Here is a 17,225-nt window from a genome sequence, read left to right as displayed (position 1 = left end):
ACGGGCGTAGATACTATAAGCCCCCCAATAAATCAAGCCTTATCCAGACACATTTTCGCATAGCGTTCTTCGTTAAAGGGTTGTTGGTACTTCAATACAGATTGGGCAATGGTCACGAGTTTACGCATCAAAGCCACAATCACGGCTTTTTTCGCCAGTTTATTACGCTCCAGCAAGCGTTGGACAAACGAGCTGTAAATACTGTCCTTATATTTGCCAAAGCAAAACGACACGGCCGGCATATAGAGTATCTTCCTCAAATCACTCTGTCCGATACGGGAGATACCGACCCGCTTATCTACACTCGTTCCCGATTGTCTGACCATCGGGGTCAGTCCGGCGTAGGTCGCAGCAGCACGTCCGTTTTTAAACCGAGTGCCGTCGCCCAGTATGGCGAGCAGCCAACAGGCTGTGGTTTTGCTGATGGCGGGAATACTGCTCAGCAGATGATGGTTGTGTTTCAACTGATCATCCTGTTTCACCAACTGATGAATATGCGTTTCAACGGTTTTGACTTCGCACTCAAGAAAAGCAATCAGACGTTCGGACGAAGCCATTGCATACTCGTCCAACAGCATCTGCAGCCGGACTTTTTCTTTGGTCAGCGCTGTTTTTAAATGTTCGAGATGACGAAGTTGGCGCAATAAGGCTTTTTCGTTATTGCCCTTCGGTTGCCACAGGTCAAACTCATGAACATAGCTTTCGGCTAAGCGGGCAAGTAATTTGGCATCCGCTTTGTCGGTTTTGGAACGTAAGTTCAAACCTTTGGCAAAGTTGGCGGCACATTTGGGATTAATCACGACTACCGAATGTCCGGCCGCATATAAGTATTCGCACAACCTTTCGTGATAGACGTTTGTCGCTTCCATCACGATATAGAGCGGCTTATCCGAAAAGCTGTTCAGCCATTCGCTCAAAGCAGCAAAACCTTGCGGATGGTTCTCAAACTGGTGGTGTTGATACACTTTTGCGGATTTTTTAACCGCAACATCGAACTTTAACTTGGCAATATCGATGCCGATAAAATAAAATGGGGTGTCCATCATGCTCCTAACCTTGTGAATGCAGACTATGCACAGCATGTCTATGATACTATTCGGGGTGTTTGGACATTGAAAACAGGCTTTTATCTACGTCGCGGGCTTTGAAGCCCAAGGTTGGCGTACAACTCTGTTTTCAATCCCGCCCCTGATAGCTGCTTCTGTCGGGGGCTTTTTATTTTATCTTGTGGTTGGTGTTTCTTATACAAGGTTGGGTCGAGACCCAACACGATTGAAAATACCTTGAAACATAAGATTTTGTTGGATTACGCTCGTGCCTCGCTAACCACAAACTACGCCTGCTTTTGTATGGAAAATTTGGTGTTTTAACTATATTTGTTTGAAAAGCAAAAACAAAGCCGTCTGAAAATGGGAAACCCGATTTTCAGACGGCCTTGGTTGGGGTGGTTCAGAGATACGGCTGCAGGGTTTGGCGCAGGATTTCCATATCGTTGATTTCGGTGATGTTGGCCTCGCCCAAGCGGTTGAGGCCGATAAAACGCATTACGCCGCTGCTGACTTTTTTGTCGTGGCGCATGTGTTCCAGCCAGCGTTCAAACGGGAATTTCGGCGGCTCGGCGGGCAGGCGGGCGGCGGTCATCAGCTTGGCAATGCGTTCGGTGTCTTCAGGCTGCGTTTTGCACAGTATTTCGGACAGGCGGCCGGCCAAGACGCAGCCGGCGGCGACGGCTTCGCCGTGTAGCCAGACACCGTAGCCCATTTCGGCTTCGATGGCGTGGCCGAAAGTGTGGCCGAGGTTGAGCCATGCCCGGATGCCTTGTTCGGTTTCGTCTTGGGCGACGATGTCGGCTTTCATTTTGCAGCAGTGGTACACGGCTTGGGCGAGTTTTTCGGGTTGCTGCGCCATTAAATCCGCCATGTTTTCTTCCAGCCAGCGGAAAAATCTGCTGTCGCCCAGTGCGCCGTATTTGATGACTTCGGCCATGCCGGCGGAAAGTTCACGCTGCGGCAGGGTGTGCAGGGTGTTCAGGTCGGCCAATACGGCCTGTGGCTGGTAAAACGCACCGATCATGTTTTTGCCGAGCGGGTGGTTGATGGCGGTTTTGCCGCCGACTGAGGAATCGACTTGGCTCAACAGGGTGGTCGGAATCTGGATAAACGGCGTGCCGCGCTGGTAGGTGGCGGCGGCAAAGCCGACCATGTCGCCGATGACACCGCCGCCTAAGGCAATCAGTGTGGTTTTGCGTTCGGCACGGTTTTGCATCAGGCCGTCAAAAATCAGGTTGAGCGTTTCCCAGTTTTTGTAGGCTTCGCCGTCGGGGAGGATAATGCTGAAATGGTCGATGCCCAGCGTATCCAAGGCCGTCTGAATTTTGGCAAGGTAAAGCGGGGCGACGGTTTCGTTGGTAATGACGGCGGCTTTTTTGCCCAAATAGGGGCGCAGCAGTTCGTGTGCCTGATCGATTAGGCCGTTGCCGATGAAAATCGGATATTGGTGCGACGGGGTTTGAACGGTAAGAGTGTGCATGATAACGCTTTCTGTCCGGTCTTAATCTTGATTCTGCCAGGCTGCCAGCAGCTTTTGCAGGGTGTGTTGGCGGTTGTCCGACTCGATGATGATGTGCGCCGCTTCACGGTAAATGCTGTCCCGCCGGCGGTACAGGTCTTGCAGCGCCGCCAAGGGGTCGTTTACCTGCAGCAGCGGGCGGTTGGTGTCGTGGCGGGTGCGTTCGAGCAGGGTTTCGGGTTCGGCGTGCAGATAGACGATGATGCCCGATTGGTGCAGCAACGAGCGGTTTTCTTCCCGTAATACGGCTCCGCCGCCGGTGGCGAGAACGATGTTTTCCAAGGCGGTGAGTTTTTTCAGCACGGCGGTTTCACGGTTGCGGAAGCCTTGTTCGCCTTCCAATTCGAAAATGGTCGGAATCGATACGCCGGAGCAGGCGCAGATTTCTTGGTCGCTGTCGTAAAACGGCCGGCCCAGCGCTTGGGCGGCCTGTTTGCCCAAGGTGCTTTTGCCGGCACCCATCAGGCCGATAAGGATAAGGTTGCGTGGTGTGTTCATGGGGTGTTATTTTAGCCGAGATTGGCGGAAAAATGTTAGCCGGTTAATAAAATACGCTGTCGCTGCCTTCCTGCATAATCTGCGGGGTGATGAAAATCAGTAGTTCCCTGCGGTTTTCGTGCCGCCCTTTGGATTTGAACAGGTTGCCCAATACGGGAATGTCGCCCAATATCGGAACTTTGCGGACGGCGTTGCCGCTTTCTTCTTCGTAAATGCCGCCGACAATCAGCGTGCCGCCGTTTTCGACCATGGCCTGTGTGGTCAGGCTTTTGGTGCTGATACATTTGGTGGCGAGCGAATCAACGGTGCAGTCGGTAGGCGTGTCTTTGTTGATTTTGACGTTGAGGATAATCTGTCCGTCGGGCGTGATATTGGGTTTGACGGTCAGTCCCAGCACGGCTTTTTTAAAGGCGATGGCGGTGGCTCCGCCCGATGTGGCTTCCTGATAGGGGATTTCCGTACCCGCTTCGATGGCGGCTTCCTGTCTGTCTTGGGTCAGAATGCGGGGATTGGACAAGGTCTTGCTTTTGCCGAGCTGTTCGGAGGCGGAAAGTTCCAGCCCCAAAATGCTCGAACCCGCCGCCCGAATCAGGGCAATGCCGGAGCTGACGGCGGCACCAGGTAGGTTGATGTTGGGAACGGCCAGCAGCGGTGTGCGGTTGTATTGCGTACCATTACCGCTAAGAGACTGATTGTATGCGGCAATATTGTCGCTGCGGACGGTGTTGCTGTTGGCAAGGGCGTTGTCCCAGCTGTTGGCCCAACTGTTGCGGCCGTGGACGGCGGTTGCGCCGAATTTGATGCCGATGTCGCGTGAAAAACCTTCTGTTGCTTCGACAATGCGGGCTTCTACCATCACTTGGCGGGTGGCCACGTCCAATTCCTGAATCAGTTTGCGGAATTTTTCTAATACGGCACGGGTGTCGGTTACGATTAAGGTATTGGTGGCCGGATCGATTAGCACGCTGCCCCGGCTGCTGAGCAAGGTGTTGCTGCGGTGTTTGCCCTCGGCGCTGCTGCGTTGAGCGGTGTCGTCCAAATGCAGGATTTTGCGGAACTCGTCCACGTTTTTATATTTGAGTTGGAAGGTTTGCGAGGCGAGCGAACCGAGTTCGGCAATGTCTTTTTCTGCCTGCAGCAGGGTTTTGTCCCTTGCCAGCAGTTCTTCCCGAGTGGCGATATTAATGATGTTGCCCTGCCGCCGCATATCGAGATTGCGGGTCTGAATCACCAAATCCAATGCCTGATCCCACGGCACTTCTTTGAGTACCAGCGTCATTTTGCCGCTGACGGTGTCGCTGGCGATGATGTTCATGCCTGATTCTTTGGCGAGAATCTGTAAAATGGTGCGGATGTCGATGTTTTGGAAATCCAGCGAGATTTTGCGGCCTTTAAAGGTTTTGGCGGCCCACGGCGAAGGCGGGTTCGGTTCGGCGGCGTGAATCAAGGCCGTCTGAAAAAGCAGAACCGGCAACAGACAGGCAAGCAGGCGGCGTTTCATGGCGTGTCCTCCTGTGTATGGTTTGCGGCGGCAACGGTGTTTTCCGGCGCAGCCGATACCGCCTGCGTCAGCGGTAAAACGGTTTCGCCGACCAGCATACGTTCGGGGTCGATGCGGCGGACGGTGCTGCTGCCGATACGCTGCCCGACAGTAACGGTGTACACATAACCGTCTGCCTGAAGATAGCCTTTAATCCGCTTGCCGCTTTTCAGACGGCCTACATAACGTACGCTGCCCAAATCCAGCGTTTCCAAGATGCTTTGCGGAGGACGCTCGGCGGTGGCGGAGTGTTCGGCGGCAAGAGATGTGTGAGCGATGCGTTGCGGATTGAAAATATCGGTTGCGGAAACATGCTCTGCCGCTTCGCCTGCGGCGGCCGGTTGCGCTTGCGAAACGGTTGGGGCGGCGGCTTGTCGGCGGACTTGCTCCGTCCACGCCTGCAAATCTTCGTGGTTTTGCGAACAGCCGCAGAGTATCGGTATCGTTAGTGCGGCAAGCAAAATGGGTTTCATTGGTTTCTCCTTTATTATTTGTTTTTATTGAATTTTATTTTGCAGTATAGGTAACAATGACAACACTCGTTTTCAGACGGCCTGTCGAATCGCCCGCATGAATGCTGACCGATTCCAAAGCGGTGAAATAAGACAGCTTTCCGATGCGGTGCAGAAAACGGTTGGTATCGGGGAACGTGCCGATTAGCACCATTTGGAACGGGCGTTTGCTCAGGCCGCCGCTGCTTGCGGGCGTTTGCGGGCGGATACTTTCGACCTGCAGACCGAATGTTTCTGCGGCTTGGTAAAGCTCCCGAATCAGCGCCGGAACATCGTTTTCAGACGGCATACGTCTGGCCGGCTGTTCCATTTCGGTACGAAGCGTCTGCAGTTCGGTTTGAAGCTGCGGCAAACGGGCGGCGGTTTGGCTTTTGCGGACAAACTCGTTTTTTAAAGTTTTTTCGGCGGCTTGTTGTCGGGTCAGCTGTTCGAGTTGTCCTGAAAACAGGAAAAAATACGCCGCCGCCAAAATTCCGGCCGCTGCCAAGCCTGCCAGCAGCAGGCGGGCGGGTAGGCTTAATAAATAGAGTTCTTTCAAATCGGTTTGCGTCCAATGGCGTGCCGTCATGGATTATGGCTCCGAAGGTTGGCCGGTGGGCGGTTCGGCGGTAAGGGAAAATTTGACGGTAAACGCCTGCTGCGTGCCGTCGGCTTTTAAGTCTGCCAATTCGGGGGAACGTATCTGCGGCGTGCGGTTTAAGGCGGCCAAAAAAGCAGTGGCTTCCGCTTCGCCTGCGGCTTTTCCGCTGATGCGGTACTGGTGGGGGCTGTCGGCGGTCAGGTCGGTTAAATAGGCCTGTTCGGGCAAAATGCCGCCCAAAATATCGGGTAGGCGGGCGGTTTGTTCGGTTTGCCGCTGCCATTGTTCAACATGCTGCCGTTGGCGGATTAAAGCATCTTTTTCGTTTTGCAGCTGCCGCAGGCGTGCCAAATCCTGATCGAGTGTGGAAGCGGCGTGTTCAAGAAAGCGGTTGCGTGCCGTTTGTTGCGATACGGCGTGCTCCAGCAACAAATAGCCTGCCAGCGAAACCGTGCAGGCCAGCGCCGCCGCCGCTGACATTAATAGGGCAAACTGCCGTTTGCGTTGTGTTTCCAGTGCTTGGCGGTAGGGAAGCAGGTTGATGGCGATCAGTTCAATCATGGTGCAGCCCCCGCAAGGCAAGGCCGAATGCGATGGTCAGTTCGGGCGCATCGTGTTGCAGTTGCGCAGAGTTGAGCGTGCTGCCGAATTTGGCGTGGGCGACAGGGTGCAGCGTTTGGGCGGAAATGCCGCAAATCCGGCTGACGGTTGCTGCCAAATCCGGATTTTGGGCGGCGGCACCGGTCAGGAAAATATGGTGGATTGCGCTCGGCGGTTCGGTATCCTGCGTGCTGGCGTAAAACTGCAATGCTCGCTGGATGGTGTAGGCCGTCTGAATATTGAAGGTTTCGGATATATCATTTTCAGACGGCATGGCTGCGCCGGACTGGGTTTCCTGCCGGTAGAGTATCCGCCCGTGCTGCACAATTAATACATAGGTTTGGACGCTGTAAATGCCGACAAATACGGTTTTTTCTGCGAGCAGTTCGGGGGCGCACAGGTTGAGCCAAAACAGGAAGGCATGATGTTGGGCGAGCAGGTCGGTATCCAGTACCGATAAAGCCAGCCCTGCCTGTTCGAAGAGTTCTGCCCGCAATTCGATGTCGTCTTGTTTGGCGGACACGGCGACAATATGCTGCGCTTCGGGTGCGGCGCTGATGTGGTAGTCGTAACGGACGGATTCGGCGGCTGCCGACGGCAACAGTCCGCTTTCAATCAGGGTTTCGATTTCTGCAACAGATGTATCGGGCGGACAATGCAGCTCTTCGGTGGCGGTCAGGCTGTCGGGTAGGGCGGCGGCAATGCGGCGGCAAGCGCCCAAAGTCGGACGGATTTGTTGCAGATATGTAACAAGTCGCTCGTAATCCTGAATTTTGTCGCCTTTTACGGTATCTTCCGCCAGCGGGACAATCAGATAATGTTCCACGCAGATGTGTTCCAAACGGCTGCCCGAGAGCAGCACTGCTTTGACAGCGTTTTGTTCAATGTCTATGCCCGCAGCCGTATTGAAGCCGGTGTCGGACGGGCGGCGCAAAAAGGGAAAAAGTTTTTTGAACGGGGCGGACAAACGCATAGGTAAGGCTTCCCTGAAGTCTGTTTCGGGTCAGCGAAGACGGTTTGCTCTGAGAAAGTAGAAAATATTTTGTTTCAGTATCGGCGTTATTTTTTATATACTATCGCCCATAAACCGATTTTCCGCTGCGGCAAAACCGCCGGAAAATATTTGTTTGCTATATGGTCGTCTAATTTTGTGTTTTAGACAAGAATCCCATTGCAGATTGTCTGAAAATGGTAAAATTTCAGAAATTGACAGCAGTTTCCTTTATTTTTCAAACAATTTTTAAACTGATGTTTGAATAAAATCCGCCGTTCGGGTAACAAAATGCCCCGGCGCAACCTTTTCCGAGATGCCGGCAACGGTAGGTATGAAAACATGATTAGAAAAATGATAAAAGGCCTGTTCGGCCTGACAATCGGTTTGGCAATCTTCGGCGTCGGCCTGATTGCGATTGCCATTTTGGTTACTTATCCGAAGCTGCCTTCGGTTGAAAGCCTGCACAACTATCAGCCGAAAATGCCGCTGACGGTGTATTCGGCGGACGGTAAAGTGATTGGTCTGTATGGCGAAGAACGCCGTGAATTTACCAAAATTTCCGATTTTCCCGATGTGTTGAAAAACGCCGTGATTGCCGCCGAGGATAAACGGTTCTACGACCACTGGGGCGTGGACGTGTTCGGCGTATTGCGTGCCATTGTCGGCAACGTGGTGGCCGGCGGCGTGCAGTCGGGCGCAAGTACCATTACCCAGCAGGTGGCCAAAAATTTCTACCTGAGCAGCGAGCGTACGTTTACCCGCAAATTCAACGAAGCGCTGCTGGCGTATAAAATCGAGCAGGCTTTGAGCAAAGACCAGATTCTCGAACTGTATTTCAACCAGATTTATCTGGGTCAGCGTGCTTACGGCTTTGCTTCGGCATCGCAAATCTATTTCAATAAAAAAGTGCAGGATTTGAGCTTGGCGGAAGCCAGTATGCTGGCGGGGCTGCCGAAAGCGCCGTCCGCCTACAATCCGATTGTCAATCCTGAGCGTGCCAAGCAGCGTCAGAACTATATCCTCAACAATATGTATGAGGAAAAAATGATTACCCTGCAACAGCGTGATCAGGCTTTGAAAGAAGAGCTGCATTACGAGCGTTTTGTGCAGAAAATCGATCAAAATGCGCTGTACGTCGCCGAAATGGTGCGTCAGGAACTGTATGAAAAATACGGCGAAGAAGCCTATACCCAAGGTTTTAGGGTTTATACGACGGTCAATACCGAAAACCAGCGGGTCGCCACCGAAGCGCTGCGCCGTGTGTTGCGCAATTTCGACCGGGGCAGCAGCTATCGCGGTGCGGAAAGCTATATCGATTTGAGCAAAACCGATGATGTGGAAGAAACTGTCAGTCAGCATCTTTCCACCTTATACACGGTTGATAAAATGGTGCCTGCCGTGGTCTTGCAAACTGCCAAACGCAGCCTGCAGATTCAGCTTCCTAGCGGCCGGAAAGTAACCTTGAGCGGCGGCGCAATCGGTTTTGCCGCCCGTGCGATTGAAAACAAAAAAATGGGCGATCAGCGTATCCGCCGAGGCTCGGTGATTCGGGTTAAAGGCAGCGGCGACAGTTGGGTAATTGTGCAAGAACCGCTGTTGCAGGGGGCGCTGGTTTCGTTGGATGCCAAAACCGGTGCCGTGCGTGCCTTGGTCGGCGGCTACGATTTCCACAGCAAAGCCTTCAACCGTGCTACCCAAGCCATGCGCCAGCCCGGTTCGACCTTCAAACCGTTTGTCTATTCCGCCGCCATTGCCAAAGGCATGACAGCGTCCACCCAAATCAACGATGCGCCGCTGGCGCTGCCGGGCAAAGGCAAAAACGGCTCGGTGTGGATGCCGAAAAACGCCGACGGCCGCTATGCAGGCTATATCACCCTGCGTCAGGCACTGACAGCGTCGAAAAACATGGTGTCGATCCGCATTTTGATGTCTATCGGCATCGGCTACGCCCAACAATATATCCAACGCTTCGGCTTCAAGCCGTCTGAAATTCCGGCTTCACTGTCAATGGCGCTGGGTACGGGCGAAACCACGCCGCTGCGGATTGCCGAGGGCTACAGCGTGTTTGCCAACGGCGGCTATAAAGTGTCCGCCTACGTCATCGACAAAATTTACGACAGCCAAGGCCGCCTGCGGGCGCAGATGCAGCCGTTGGTTGCCGGTGAAAACGCACCGCAGGTCATCGACCCCCGCAATGCCTACATCATGTATAAAATCATGCAGGACGTAGTGCGTGTCGGTACTGCCCGCAGCGCCAACACCATCGGCCGTTCGGATATTGCCGGTAAAACCGGTACGACCAACGACAACAAAGACGCATGGTTTGTCGGCTTCAACCCTAGCGTGGTAACTGCCGTGTATGTCGGTTTCGACAAACCGAAAAGCATGGGCCGTGCGGGCTACGGCGGCACAATCGCCGTACCGGTATGGGCGGAATATATGCGTTTCGCCCTGAAAGGAACTGATGCCAAAGGCATGAAAGCCCCCGACGGCGTGGTCAGCCGCAGTGGCGAGTATTATATGAAAGAGCGCCAAGTAACCAGCTCTGATTTGAAACTCGACAACCGGGGTAGTGTTCCCCGCCCGGTTCGCAAACCGGCACCGAAAAAACAAGGCGATGATGCCCGTTCTGGTAGCAGTCAGGTAACGCAGGTAGATGAAAAACCGGCCGCTCCGGCACCATCCGCTGCGCAGGGCAACAGCAACAAACAGTTGGATTCACTGTTTTAAGCCGATGAATCACAGGCCGTCTGAAAATCGATTTTCAGACGGCTTGTTTTATGCGTGTTTTTTATTCCCTTACCGTGTCGTATGGAGCAGACCGCCAAGCTGTGATATAGTTCCGCCCACCATACAGACAGACGAAAAAACATGGAACAGACAACTTTCGCTCCGCAAACCCAATCCCCAAGCCGCCGTTTATCGGTTGCCCCGATGCTTGATTGGACCGACCGCCATTACCGCTATATGGCACGCCAAATCAGCCGCCATACTTGGCTTTACAGCGAAATGATTAACGCCGGTGCGATTATCTACGGCGATGCGCAACGCTTTTTGATGTTCAACGAAGGCGAGCAGCCCGTCGCCCTGCAACTGGGTGGTAGCGAACCGGCCGATTTGGCCCAAGCTGCCAAAGCCGCCGAGCAATATGGTTACAATGAAGTCAATCTCAACTGCGGCTGCCCCAGCCCAAGGGTGCAGAAAGGCGCATTCGGCGCTTGCTTGATGAACGAAGTCGATTTGGTAGCGGATTGTTTGAACGCCATGCAGGACGCTGTGCAGATTCCCGTAACCGTCAAACACCGTATCGGCGTGGACCGACAGACCGAATATCAAACCGTTGCCGATTTTGTCGGCACGCTGCAACGCAAAACCGCCTGCCGCACCTTTATCGTCCACGCCCGAAATGCTTGGCTGGACGGGCTTTCGCCTAAAGAAAACCGGGAAGTGCCGCCGCTCAAATACGAATATGTTTACCGCCTCAAACAGGAATTTCCCGATTTGGAAATCCTGCTCAACGGCGGCGTAACCACCAACGAAGAAATCGCCGCCCATCTGCAACACGTCGATGGCGTGATGGTCGGTCGGGAAGCCTATCACAACCCGATGATTATGCGGCACTGGGACAGGCTGTTTTACCAAGACGACCGCGCCCCCATTGCATACGCCGAACTGGTCGAACGGATCTACCGTTACAGCCAAACCCAAATCCAAGCCGGACGGGGAACAATCCTGCGCCACATCGCCCGCCATACCTTGGGCCTGATGCACGGCCTGAAAAACGCCCGCACCTGGCGGCGTATGCTCTCAGACGCTAATCTGCTGAAAGACAACGACGGCACGCTGATACTGCAGGCTTGGGCGGAAGTGGAAAAGGCTAATGTCTGGGAATAGTTTGAGGGCGCAGGCCGTCTGAAAACGGTTTTTTCACTATAGTGAATCCACTTAATAAACCGAACGATTTTCAAACATACTCGTCATTCCGACGAAAGTCGGAATCCATCTGTCAGATTCAGAAACCGTAAAGAAAACACAGTTGCCTAAGCCGCCGAAATGGATTCCGACTTTCGTCGGAATGACGGGCATGTTGGGTTGAGAATGTACTGGAAATTTGGCTAATTCACGATATATGTAAACAGACACGTGCATGCTTAGGCATGCACACTACGACTTTTCGGCATACTACTGTTGAGTGTGTCGTAGCGTGCGTGCCGCAGCACGCACGTGTTCTTTAAATTTCACATTCAAGCCGTCTGAAAACGAGCAAAGCGAGTTTCTGCGAAGCTAAAACCGAAGGTTTCGCTAAAATCGGGAAAAGGTGGCTTGTGTTGTCATATTTTTAAAGTAAATTCACGATAAACCCAAACCCGTGCATGCTTAGGCAAGCACACTACGACTTTTCGGCATACTACTGTTGAGTGTGTCGTAGCGTGCGTGCCGCAGCACGCACATGTTCTTTAAATTTCACATTCAAGCCGTCTGAAAACGAGCAAAGCGAGTTTCTGCGAAGCTAAAACCGAAGGTTTCGCTAAAATCGGGAAAAGGTGGCTTGTGTTGTCATATTTTTAAAGTAAATTCACGATAAACCCAAACCCGTGCATGCTTAGGCAAGCACGCTACCGGTGAATTTGGTGTAGCGTGCTAGCCAATAGTGCTACAATTTAATCCGACACTCGTAGCGTGCGTGCCAAAGCACGCACGTGTTCTTTAAATTCCACATTTAAGCCGTCTGAAAACTGCAAAACTGCGTTTTCAGACGGCCTTTGTTTGGTCGGTTATACCGTCAAACCGTGTTACGCTGCCATTTCTTTAAATACTTCCTGCGCCGTTGCCACGGTTTGTTCGATCAGTTCGGGCGTGTGGGCGGCGGACATGAAGCAGGCTTCGTAGGCGGAAGGGCCGAAGGCGATGCCTCGGTCGAGCATACCGTGGAAGAAGCGTTTGAAGGCTTCGATGTCGGTGTGGGTCATGTCGGCGTAGTTTTGCGGGCGTTTGTCGGCGAAATAGAGGCCGAACATGCCGCCGACAAAATCGGTGCTGAATGCGATGCCGTTGGCTTGGGCGGCTTGGGCAAAGCCTTTGACCAACTGTTCGGTGCGGGCGTTGAGGTTTTCGTAGAAACCGGGGCGCTGGATGATTTCCAGTGTTTTCAGGCCGGCGGCAACGGCAATCGGGTTGCCCGACAGTGTGCCTGCCTGATAAACGCCGCCGAGCGGGGAAATCGCCGCCATGATGTCTTTGCGGCCGCCAAACGCTGCCAAGGGCATGCCGCCGCCGATAACTTTACCCATGGTGGTCAGGTCGGGCGTGATGCCGTGCAGCGATTGTGCGCCACCTAGTGCGACCCGAAATCCGGTCATCACTTCGTCGTAAATCAATACCGTGCCGTGCTGTTCGGTCAGCGAACGCAGGGCTTTGATGAAGTTTTCAGACGGCCTTACCAAGTTCATGTTGCCGACAAAGGGTTCTAAAATCACGCAGGCGATTTCGCTGCCGGCTTGGGCGAAGGTTTCTTCGAGTTGGGCGACGTTGTTGTATTCGAGTACCAAAGTATGTTTGGTGAAATCGGCGGGTACGCCGGCGGAACTCGGATTGCCGAAGGTTAAGAGGCCGCTGCCTGCTTTGACCAAGAGGCTGTCGGAATGGCCGTGGTAGCAGCCTTCAAATTTGATGATTTTGTCGCGGCCGGTAAAGCCCCGTGCCAAACGGATGGCGGACATGGTGGCCTCAGTGCCGGAGCTGACAAGGCGGACTTGTTCGACGCTCGGTAGGATTTTGGCGATTTCTTCGGCGATGGCGATTTCGCCTTCGGTCGGTGCGCCGAACGACAAACCACCCAATGCGGCTTCCCGCACGGCTTCAATCACTTCGGGGTGGGCGTGGCCGACAATCGCAGGCCCCCAAGAGCCGACATAGTCGATGTAGCGGGTATCGTTTTCGTCCCAAACATAAGCGCCTTCGGCTTTTTTGATAAAGCGGGGAATACCGCCGACGCTGCCGAATGCCCGTACGGGGGAATTCACGCCGCCGGGGATGATGGCTTTGGCACGGTTGAATAATTGTTCGTTGCGGTTCATATAAAATCCTTTCGTAGGCCGTCTGAAAAACGGGACGGGTGCGTTTTGTTTTGTGCCGTATTTTAGCACTGATTTTCAGACGGCCTCGGAAAAAAGTTTGTCCGCTATATTTTTTTGATTGTGTTATAATTTTCGGCTTTCCGTTGTTCAGGCGCAAGGCCGTCTGAAAACCGCACCGCAAATTCACGATAACCACCTCAGCCCCGCAATTACGGGCAACCTGAAAGAAAACACAACCATGAAAAAAGTATTTATCCGCACCTTCGGCTGCCAGATGAACGAATACGACAGCGAAAAAATGCTGGCGGTTTTGGCCGAGGAACACGGCGGCATCGAGCAGGTAAACGAAGCCGACGAAGCCGACATTATCCTGTTCAACACCTGTTCTGTGCGTGAAAAAGCGCAGGAAAAAGTCTTTTCCGACTTAGGACGGGTGCGCCCCCTGAAAGAAAAAAATCCCAACCTGATTATCGGCGTGGCCGGCTGCGTGGCCTCGCAAGAGGGCGAAACCATCATCAAACGCGCACCCTATGTGGACGTGGTGTTCGGCCCGCAAACGCTGCACCGCCTGCCGAAAATGATTGTGGACAAAGAAACCACCGGTCATGCCCAAGTCGATATTTCCTTCCCCGAAATCGAAAAATTCGACCACCTGCCGCCCGCCAGAGTAGAGGGCGGTAGCGCCTTTATCTCGATTATGGAAGGCTGTTCCAAATACTGCTCGTTCTGCGTTGTACCTTATACCCGGGGCGAAGAATTTTCCCGCCCGCTCAACGACGTTTTAACCGAAATCGCCGGCTTGGCACAGCAGGGCGTGAAAGAAATCAACCTGTTGGGACAAAACGTCAACGCCTATCGGGGCGAAATGGAAAACGGAGAAATCTGCGACTTCGCCACCCTGCTGCGCATCGTGCATGAAATCCCCGGCATCGAAAGAATGCGGTTCACCACCAGCCACCCGCGCGAATTTTCCGACTCGATTATCGAATGCTATCGAGACCTGCCCAAGCTGGTGTCCCACCTGCACCTGCCGATTCAAAGCGGCTCGGATCGGGTATTGTCGGCCATGAAACGGGGCTACACCGCCTTGGAATACAAATCGATTATCCGCAAACTGCGGGCCATCCGCCCCGATTTGTGCCTGAGCAGCGACTTCATCGTCGGCTTCCCCGGCGAAACCGAACGAGAGTTTGAACAAACCCTCAAACTGGTAAAAGACATCGCCTTTGATTTGAGCTTCGTCTTTATTTACAGCCCCCGCCCCGGCACACCCGCCGCCAATCTGCACGACGACACGCCGCACGAAGAAAAAGTCCGCCGTTTGGAAGCCTTAAACGAAGTCATCGAAGCCGAAACCGCCCGCATCAACCAAACCATGGTCGGCACCGTGCAACGCTGTCTGGTCGAAGGCATTTCCAAAAAAGACCCCGACCAGCTTCAGGCACGCACCGCCAACAACCGTGTGGTCAATTTCAACGGCACGCCGGACATGATTAACCAAATGATTGATTTGGAAATCACCGAAGCCTATACCTTCTCACTGCGGGGAAAATTGCCCGAAGCATAAACCAAAACCGGTTTGCCGTATTGCTTGAGGCCGTCTGAAAATCGAGTTTTCAGACGGCCTGTTCTCTCAATGCCGCCCAAAAACAAAAAAGTCGTAGGGTGCGGGTTACCGCACCGCTTTGCTTTGTTGCTTAAATCTTCATTCAATATGGTGCGGTTACCCGCACCCTACCTGATTTTCGCTTCGCAGAAACCCGTTACCCCCGTTTGGGCAAAACCTGCGGTTTTAGCTGCGCAGAAACTCGCTACGCTCGTTTTGGCGAAACCTGCGGTTTTCAGACGGCCTGTTCTCTCAATGCCGCCCAAAAACAAAAAAGTGCAGCCTAAAAGCAGCTGCACTTTATCAATTCTCAAAATTTATAGTAAATTCACTAAAAATACGACTAGGCGAACCAACGCCGGCATACGTTTAAAATGGATGAACTATAACTTATCAAACGCTCTAAAACCCTGAAGATGAATCATTTGGCAGAGTTCGTCTTGAATATATTTCTCCGGCTCATGGTGCAGAAACTCACGCCAGATTAAAGGGTCGGGCAGGGTCAGGTTTTGATAGACCATTTTCTTGCCCAGAAAATACACTTCAGCCAGCGTTGCCACCCGCCGTCGGGTGCAGGAAATCCGAATCCGCTGTTCGCTGAAATCGGCGGTTTTGCCGATATGTTTGAAACGGTGGGCCGGGGTAAACTGCTTAATCAGGCTAACCTCAATATAAATATCTTCCCCTTTTCTTTCTTCCCCCTCAAAATACCGGAGTTTCCCCATTCTGGCCGTATTGCGGTTCATAGCTACATTCATTTGGCTCTCATCCCAAGTAAAAGTCGCATATCCTCCATTGGGCAGACTATATTCAAGCGGCTTCCAGCGGTCGCCCTTGGTTGCAGCGCTTTCCCAACTTGACGAATAATCAAGCGGAAAACGCTTGCTTCCCAAATCATCCTTTTCCCAAGATTTTGCCAACACCGCCCGATTATCATCGGCGACAGCCGGTTGCGCCGCAAGCAGCGCAGCGAGCAGAGGCAGCAATAAAGCAGATTTTTTCATCATAATTTTCCTTTCAATCAAAAACATCATTTTTTCCAAAAACATCACTTTTTCGGATACATCTTATTCAGTCGGGCAGCCAGCCGGTTCATTTCCAAAGCCGCCTTTTTCAATTCCGCAACATTCTGATTAATCGAAGACATCTGATTCACCTGATTCAGCGTTTGCGCCACAATATTCTCCTGCTGCTGCGGATGCAGAATCGCCGCCACGCCCTGACCCATCAGCAGCGCAGACAACACCAGACTTTCCCGGGATTTCGCCTGAAATTCCGCCACCAGCGGATTGCGGATTTCCAAACGGTCCAAATCCGCCAACATCTGCTTAATCGTCGCCGCAAACACCTTGATTTCCGCCTCCAATTCCGCCGTATTGCCCGCATCCATCTTCTGCTGCAAACGGCCTTGCAGCGCATTCACCACCGGCTCGTGCGCCGCATTCCAAGCCAGCATCTTTTCATAATCCGCCCGCCCCGCATCCGCCGCAGGCAACGCAGCGCAGGCAGCCAGCAGCAGCGCACAACAAGCCGCCGCCAACATTTTCATCACATGATTCATCACACATCCTTTCCAAATCAAACCGGCCGCAGGCAGCCCGCAAAGCCGCCTGCAAACCCATTATTTTTTCCGGTTTGCCCAATTTCGGCAGGCCTTTTGGGCAAACGTATTCATCGCAGAAGTATCTTTTTCCCATTTCGGCGCATGGAAATCCCATTTACTAACCTTATCGCTGGTGTAATGCTTTTCATAGTGCCGTGTTTTACTGAAACCGCTTTTCCCCGACTCGCTGCTGCAGGAATGCTGCTCGATATAAATTGAGGCATCTTGGCCGTCCGCCAACGGCGGGGTATAGGTAATCCCATAAGTAAAGATCAGCGTAGGAATTGTGCTTCCGTCTTTAAATTTGGCATTTTCAAAGCTGATGTATTTCGGATTCAGATTAATCATATAAGACGCTTTAGAGTTTTCGACTGTAAAGTCATACTCAGGCGCAGGCCGCCAGTCATTTTCTGCGGCAAAGCCGACAGCGCTGAGAGCAAGCAGGGTAACAGAGAGCAGGGCTTGATTTACTTTAGTCATGATTTTTTTCCTTGTTTGATTGGGTTCAATATCGGTTTTATCGTCAAAACACGTACAATCCATACAGTATTGCAAACAGAGCGTAGGTTGGGTCGCGACCCAACACGATTGGAAATCTCTTAAAATATAAGGTGTTGTTGGGTTACGCTCGGCCTCGCTAACCACAA

At 52.8% G+C, this 17,225-nt stretch carries 15 protein-coding genes and 1 pseudogene; 3 read left to right on the top strand and 13 right to left on the bottom strand.

Annotated elements, in window-relative coordinates; all coding sequences use genetic code 11:
* Positions 1–32: 32 nt before the first annotated feature.
* From PJU73_RS06260 to pilM, 8 genes and pseudogenes are all read right to left on the bottom strand, one after another.
* A complete protein-coding gene (locus tag PJU73_RS06260; RefSeq protein ID WP_272606690.1) occupies positions 33–1,046 on the bottom strand; it encodes an IS110 family RNA-guided transposase in 1,014 nt (337 codons plus the stop codon).
* A gap of 403 nt (positions 1,047–1,449) precedes the next feature.
* The gene (aroB, locus tag PJU73_RS06255) at positions 1,450–2,529 is read right to left on the bottom strand and encodes a 3-dehydroquinate synthase (RefSeq protein ID WP_237091933.1); all 1,080 of its coding nucleotides are present in this window, start codon (positions 2,527–2,529) and stop codon (positions 1,450–1,452) included.
* A gap of 21 nt (positions 2,530–2,550) precedes the next feature.
* Positions 2,551–3,066 carry a shikimate kinase gene (locus PJU73_RS06250; RefSeq protein ID WP_237091934.1) on the bottom strand — a complete coding sequence of 172 codons (516 nt, stop codon included), beginning with the start codon at positions 3,064–3,066 and terminating at the stop codon, positions 2,551–2,553.
* A gap of 43 nt (positions 3,067–3,109) precedes the next feature.
* Positions 3,110–4,474: pseudogene (locus PJU73_RS06245) on the bottom strand (type IV pilus secretin PilQ); the annotation flags it as partial.
* A gap of 89 nt (positions 4,475–4,563) precedes the next feature.
* Positions 4,564–5,079 carry a pilus assembly protein PilP gene (locus PJU73_RS06240; protein WP_237091935.1) on the bottom strand — a complete coding sequence of 172 codons (516 nt, stop codon included), beginning with the start codon at positions 5,077–5,079 and terminating at the stop codon, positions 4,564–4,566.
* 34 nt (positions 5,080–5,113) lie between these two features.
* Positions 5,114–5,686: a type IV pilus inner membrane component PilO gene (locus PJU73_RS06235; protein ID WP_237091936.1), complete on the bottom strand. Its 573-nt coding sequence runs from the start codon at positions 5,684–5,686 to the stop codon at positions 5,114–5,116.
* A gap of 3 nt (positions 5,687–5,689) precedes the next feature.
* Positions 5,690–6,259 carry a PilN domain-containing protein gene (locus tag PJU73_RS06230; protein ID WP_237091937.1) on the bottom strand — a complete coding sequence of 190 codons (570 nt, stop codon included), beginning with the start codon at positions 6,257–6,259 and terminating at the stop codon, positions 5,690–5,692.
* A complete protein-coding gene (gene pilM, locus PJU73_RS06225) occupies positions 6,252–7,271 on the bottom strand; it encodes a type IV pilus biogenesis protein PilM (protein WP_237091938.1) in 1,020 nt (339 codons plus the stop codon). The genes PJU73_RS06230 and pilM overlap by 8 nt, the downstream gene beginning before the upstream one ends.
* Before the next feature lie 360 nt (positions 7,272–7,631).
* Here pilM and PJU73_RS06220 point away from each other — a divergent pair, with 360 nt between their 5' ends.
* Positions 7,632–10,022: a penicillin-binding protein 1A gene (locus PJU73_RS06220; RefSeq protein WP_237091948.1), complete on the top strand. Its 2,391-nt coding sequence runs from the start codon at positions 7,632–7,634 to the stop codon at positions 10,020–10,022.
* A gap of 141 nt (positions 10,023–10,163) precedes the next feature.
* Complete coding sequence (gene dusA, locus PJU73_RS06215) at positions 10,164–11,186, top strand: tRNA dihydrouridine(20/20a) synthase DusA (RefSeq protein WP_237091939.1); 1,023 nt, start codon at positions 10,164–10,166, stop codon at positions 11,184–11,186.
* Positions 11,187–12,085: 899 nt separating this feature from the next.
* Here dusA and hemL read toward each other — a convergent pair.
* On the bottom strand, positions 12,086–13,369 hold the full coding sequence (gene hemL, locus PJU73_RS06210; protein WP_237091940.1) for a glutamate-1-semialdehyde 2,1-aminomutase: 1,284 nt from the start codon (positions 13,367–13,369) through the stop codon (positions 12,086–12,088).
* 238 nt (positions 13,370–13,607) lie between these two features.
* Here hemL and miaB point away from each other — a divergent pair, with 238 nt between their 5' ends.
* Positions 13,608–14,936 (top strand): tRNA (N6-isopentenyl adenosine(37)-C2)-methylthiotransferase MiaB, encoded by a 1,329-nt coding sequence (gene miaB, locus PJU73_RS06205; protein WP_237091941.1) that lies wholly within the window; start codon positions 13,608–13,610, stop codon positions 14,934–14,936.
* 167 nt (positions 14,937–15,103) lie between these two features.
* Here miaB and PJU73_RS06200 read toward each other — a convergent pair whose 3' ends face one another.
* The 4 genes from PJU73_RS06200 to PJU73_RS06185 form a co-directional block, all read right to left on the bottom strand.
* Entirely contained in the window at positions 15,104–15,274 is a 171-nt protein-coding gene (locus PJU73_RS06200) for a hypothetical protein (protein WP_237091942.1), read from the bottom strand.
* A gap of 84 nt (positions 15,275–15,358) precedes the next feature.
* A complete protein-coding gene (locus tag PJU73_RS06195; RefSeq protein WP_237091943.1) occupies positions 15,359–16,024 on the bottom strand; it encodes a hypothetical protein in 666 nt (221 codons plus the stop codon).
* Complete coding sequence (locus tag PJU73_RS06190) at positions 16,024–16,536, bottom strand: PM1805 family lipoprotein (RefSeq protein ID WP_237091944.1); 513 nt, start codon at positions 16,534–16,536, stop codon at positions 16,024–16,026. Before PJU73_RS06190 ends, PJU73_RS06195 begins: the two co-directional genes overlap by 1 nt.
* A 60-nt stretch (positions 16,537–16,596) precedes the next feature.
* Positions 16,597–17,121: a hypothetical protein gene (locus PJU73_RS06185; RefSeq protein ID WP_237091945.1), complete on the bottom strand. Its 525-nt coding sequence runs from the start codon at positions 17,119–17,121 to the stop codon at positions 16,597–16,599.
* Positions 17,122–17,225 lie beyond the last annotated feature (104 nt).

It is taken from the genome of Neisseria lisongii (assembly GCF_028463985.1).
Taxonomy (GTDB): Bacteria; Pseudomonadota; Gammaproteobacteria; order Burkholderiales; family Neisseriaceae; genus Neisseria; species Neisseria lisongii.
This window is presented reverse-complemented; position numbering and strand designations above follow the sequence as displayed.

Bases quoted from the DNA above. Each gene is read 5' to 3' on its own strand.
- PJU73_RS06235 (WP_237091936.1), bottom strand. From the start codon at position 5,686: ATGACGGCACGCCATTGGACGCAAACCGATTTGAAAGAACTCTATTTA.
- PJU73_RS06195 (WP_237091943.1), bottom strand. From the start codon at position 16,024: ATGTTTTTGGAAAAAATGATGTTTTTGATTGAAAGGAAAATTATGATG.
- hemL (WP_237091940.1), bottom strand. From the start codon at position 13,369: ATGAACCGCAACGAACAATTATTCAACCGTGCCAAAGCCATCATCCCC.
- pilM (WP_237091938.1), bottom strand. From the start codon at position 7,271: ATGCGTTTGTCCGCCCCGTTCAAAAAACTTTTTCCCTTTTTGCGCCGC.
- PJU73_RS06190 (WP_237091944.1), bottom strand. From the start codon at position 16,536: ATGAATCATGTGATGAAAATGTTGGCGGCGGCTTGTTGTGCGCTGCTG.
- PJU73_RS06250 (WP_237091934.1), bottom strand. From the start codon at position 3,066: ATGAACACACCACGCAACCTTATCCTTATCGGCCTGATGGGTGCCGGC.
- PJU73_RS06230 (WP_237091937.1), bottom strand. From the start codon at position 6,259: ATGATTGAACTGATCGCCATCAACCTGCTTCCCTACCGCCAAGCACTG.
- aroB (WP_237091933.1), bottom strand. From the start codon at position 2,529: ATGCACACTCTTACCGTTCAAACCCCGTCGCACCAATATCCGATTTTC.
- PJU73_RS06260 (WP_272606690.1), bottom strand. From the start codon at position 1,046: ATGATGGACACCCCATTTTATTTTATCGGCATCGATATTGCCAAGTTA.
- PJU73_RS06220 (WP_237091948.1), top strand. From the start codon at position 7,632: ATGATTAGAAAAATGATAAAAGGCCTGTTCGGCCTGACAATCGGTTTG.
- PJU73_RS06185 (WP_237091945.1), bottom strand. From the start codon at position 17,121: ATGGATTGTACGTGTTTTGACGATAAAACCGATATTGAACCCAATCAA.
- PJU73_RS06240 (WP_237091935.1), bottom strand. From the start codon at position 5,079: ATGAAACCCATTTTGCTTGCCGCACTAACGATACCGATACTCTGCGGC.
- dusA (WP_237091939.1), top strand. From the start codon at position 10,164: ATGGAACAGACAACTTTCGCTCCGCAAACCCAATCCCCAAGCCGCCGT.
- miaB (WP_237091941.1), top strand. From the start codon at position 13,608: ATGAAAAAAGTATTTATCCGCACCTTCGGCTGCCAGATGAACGAATAC.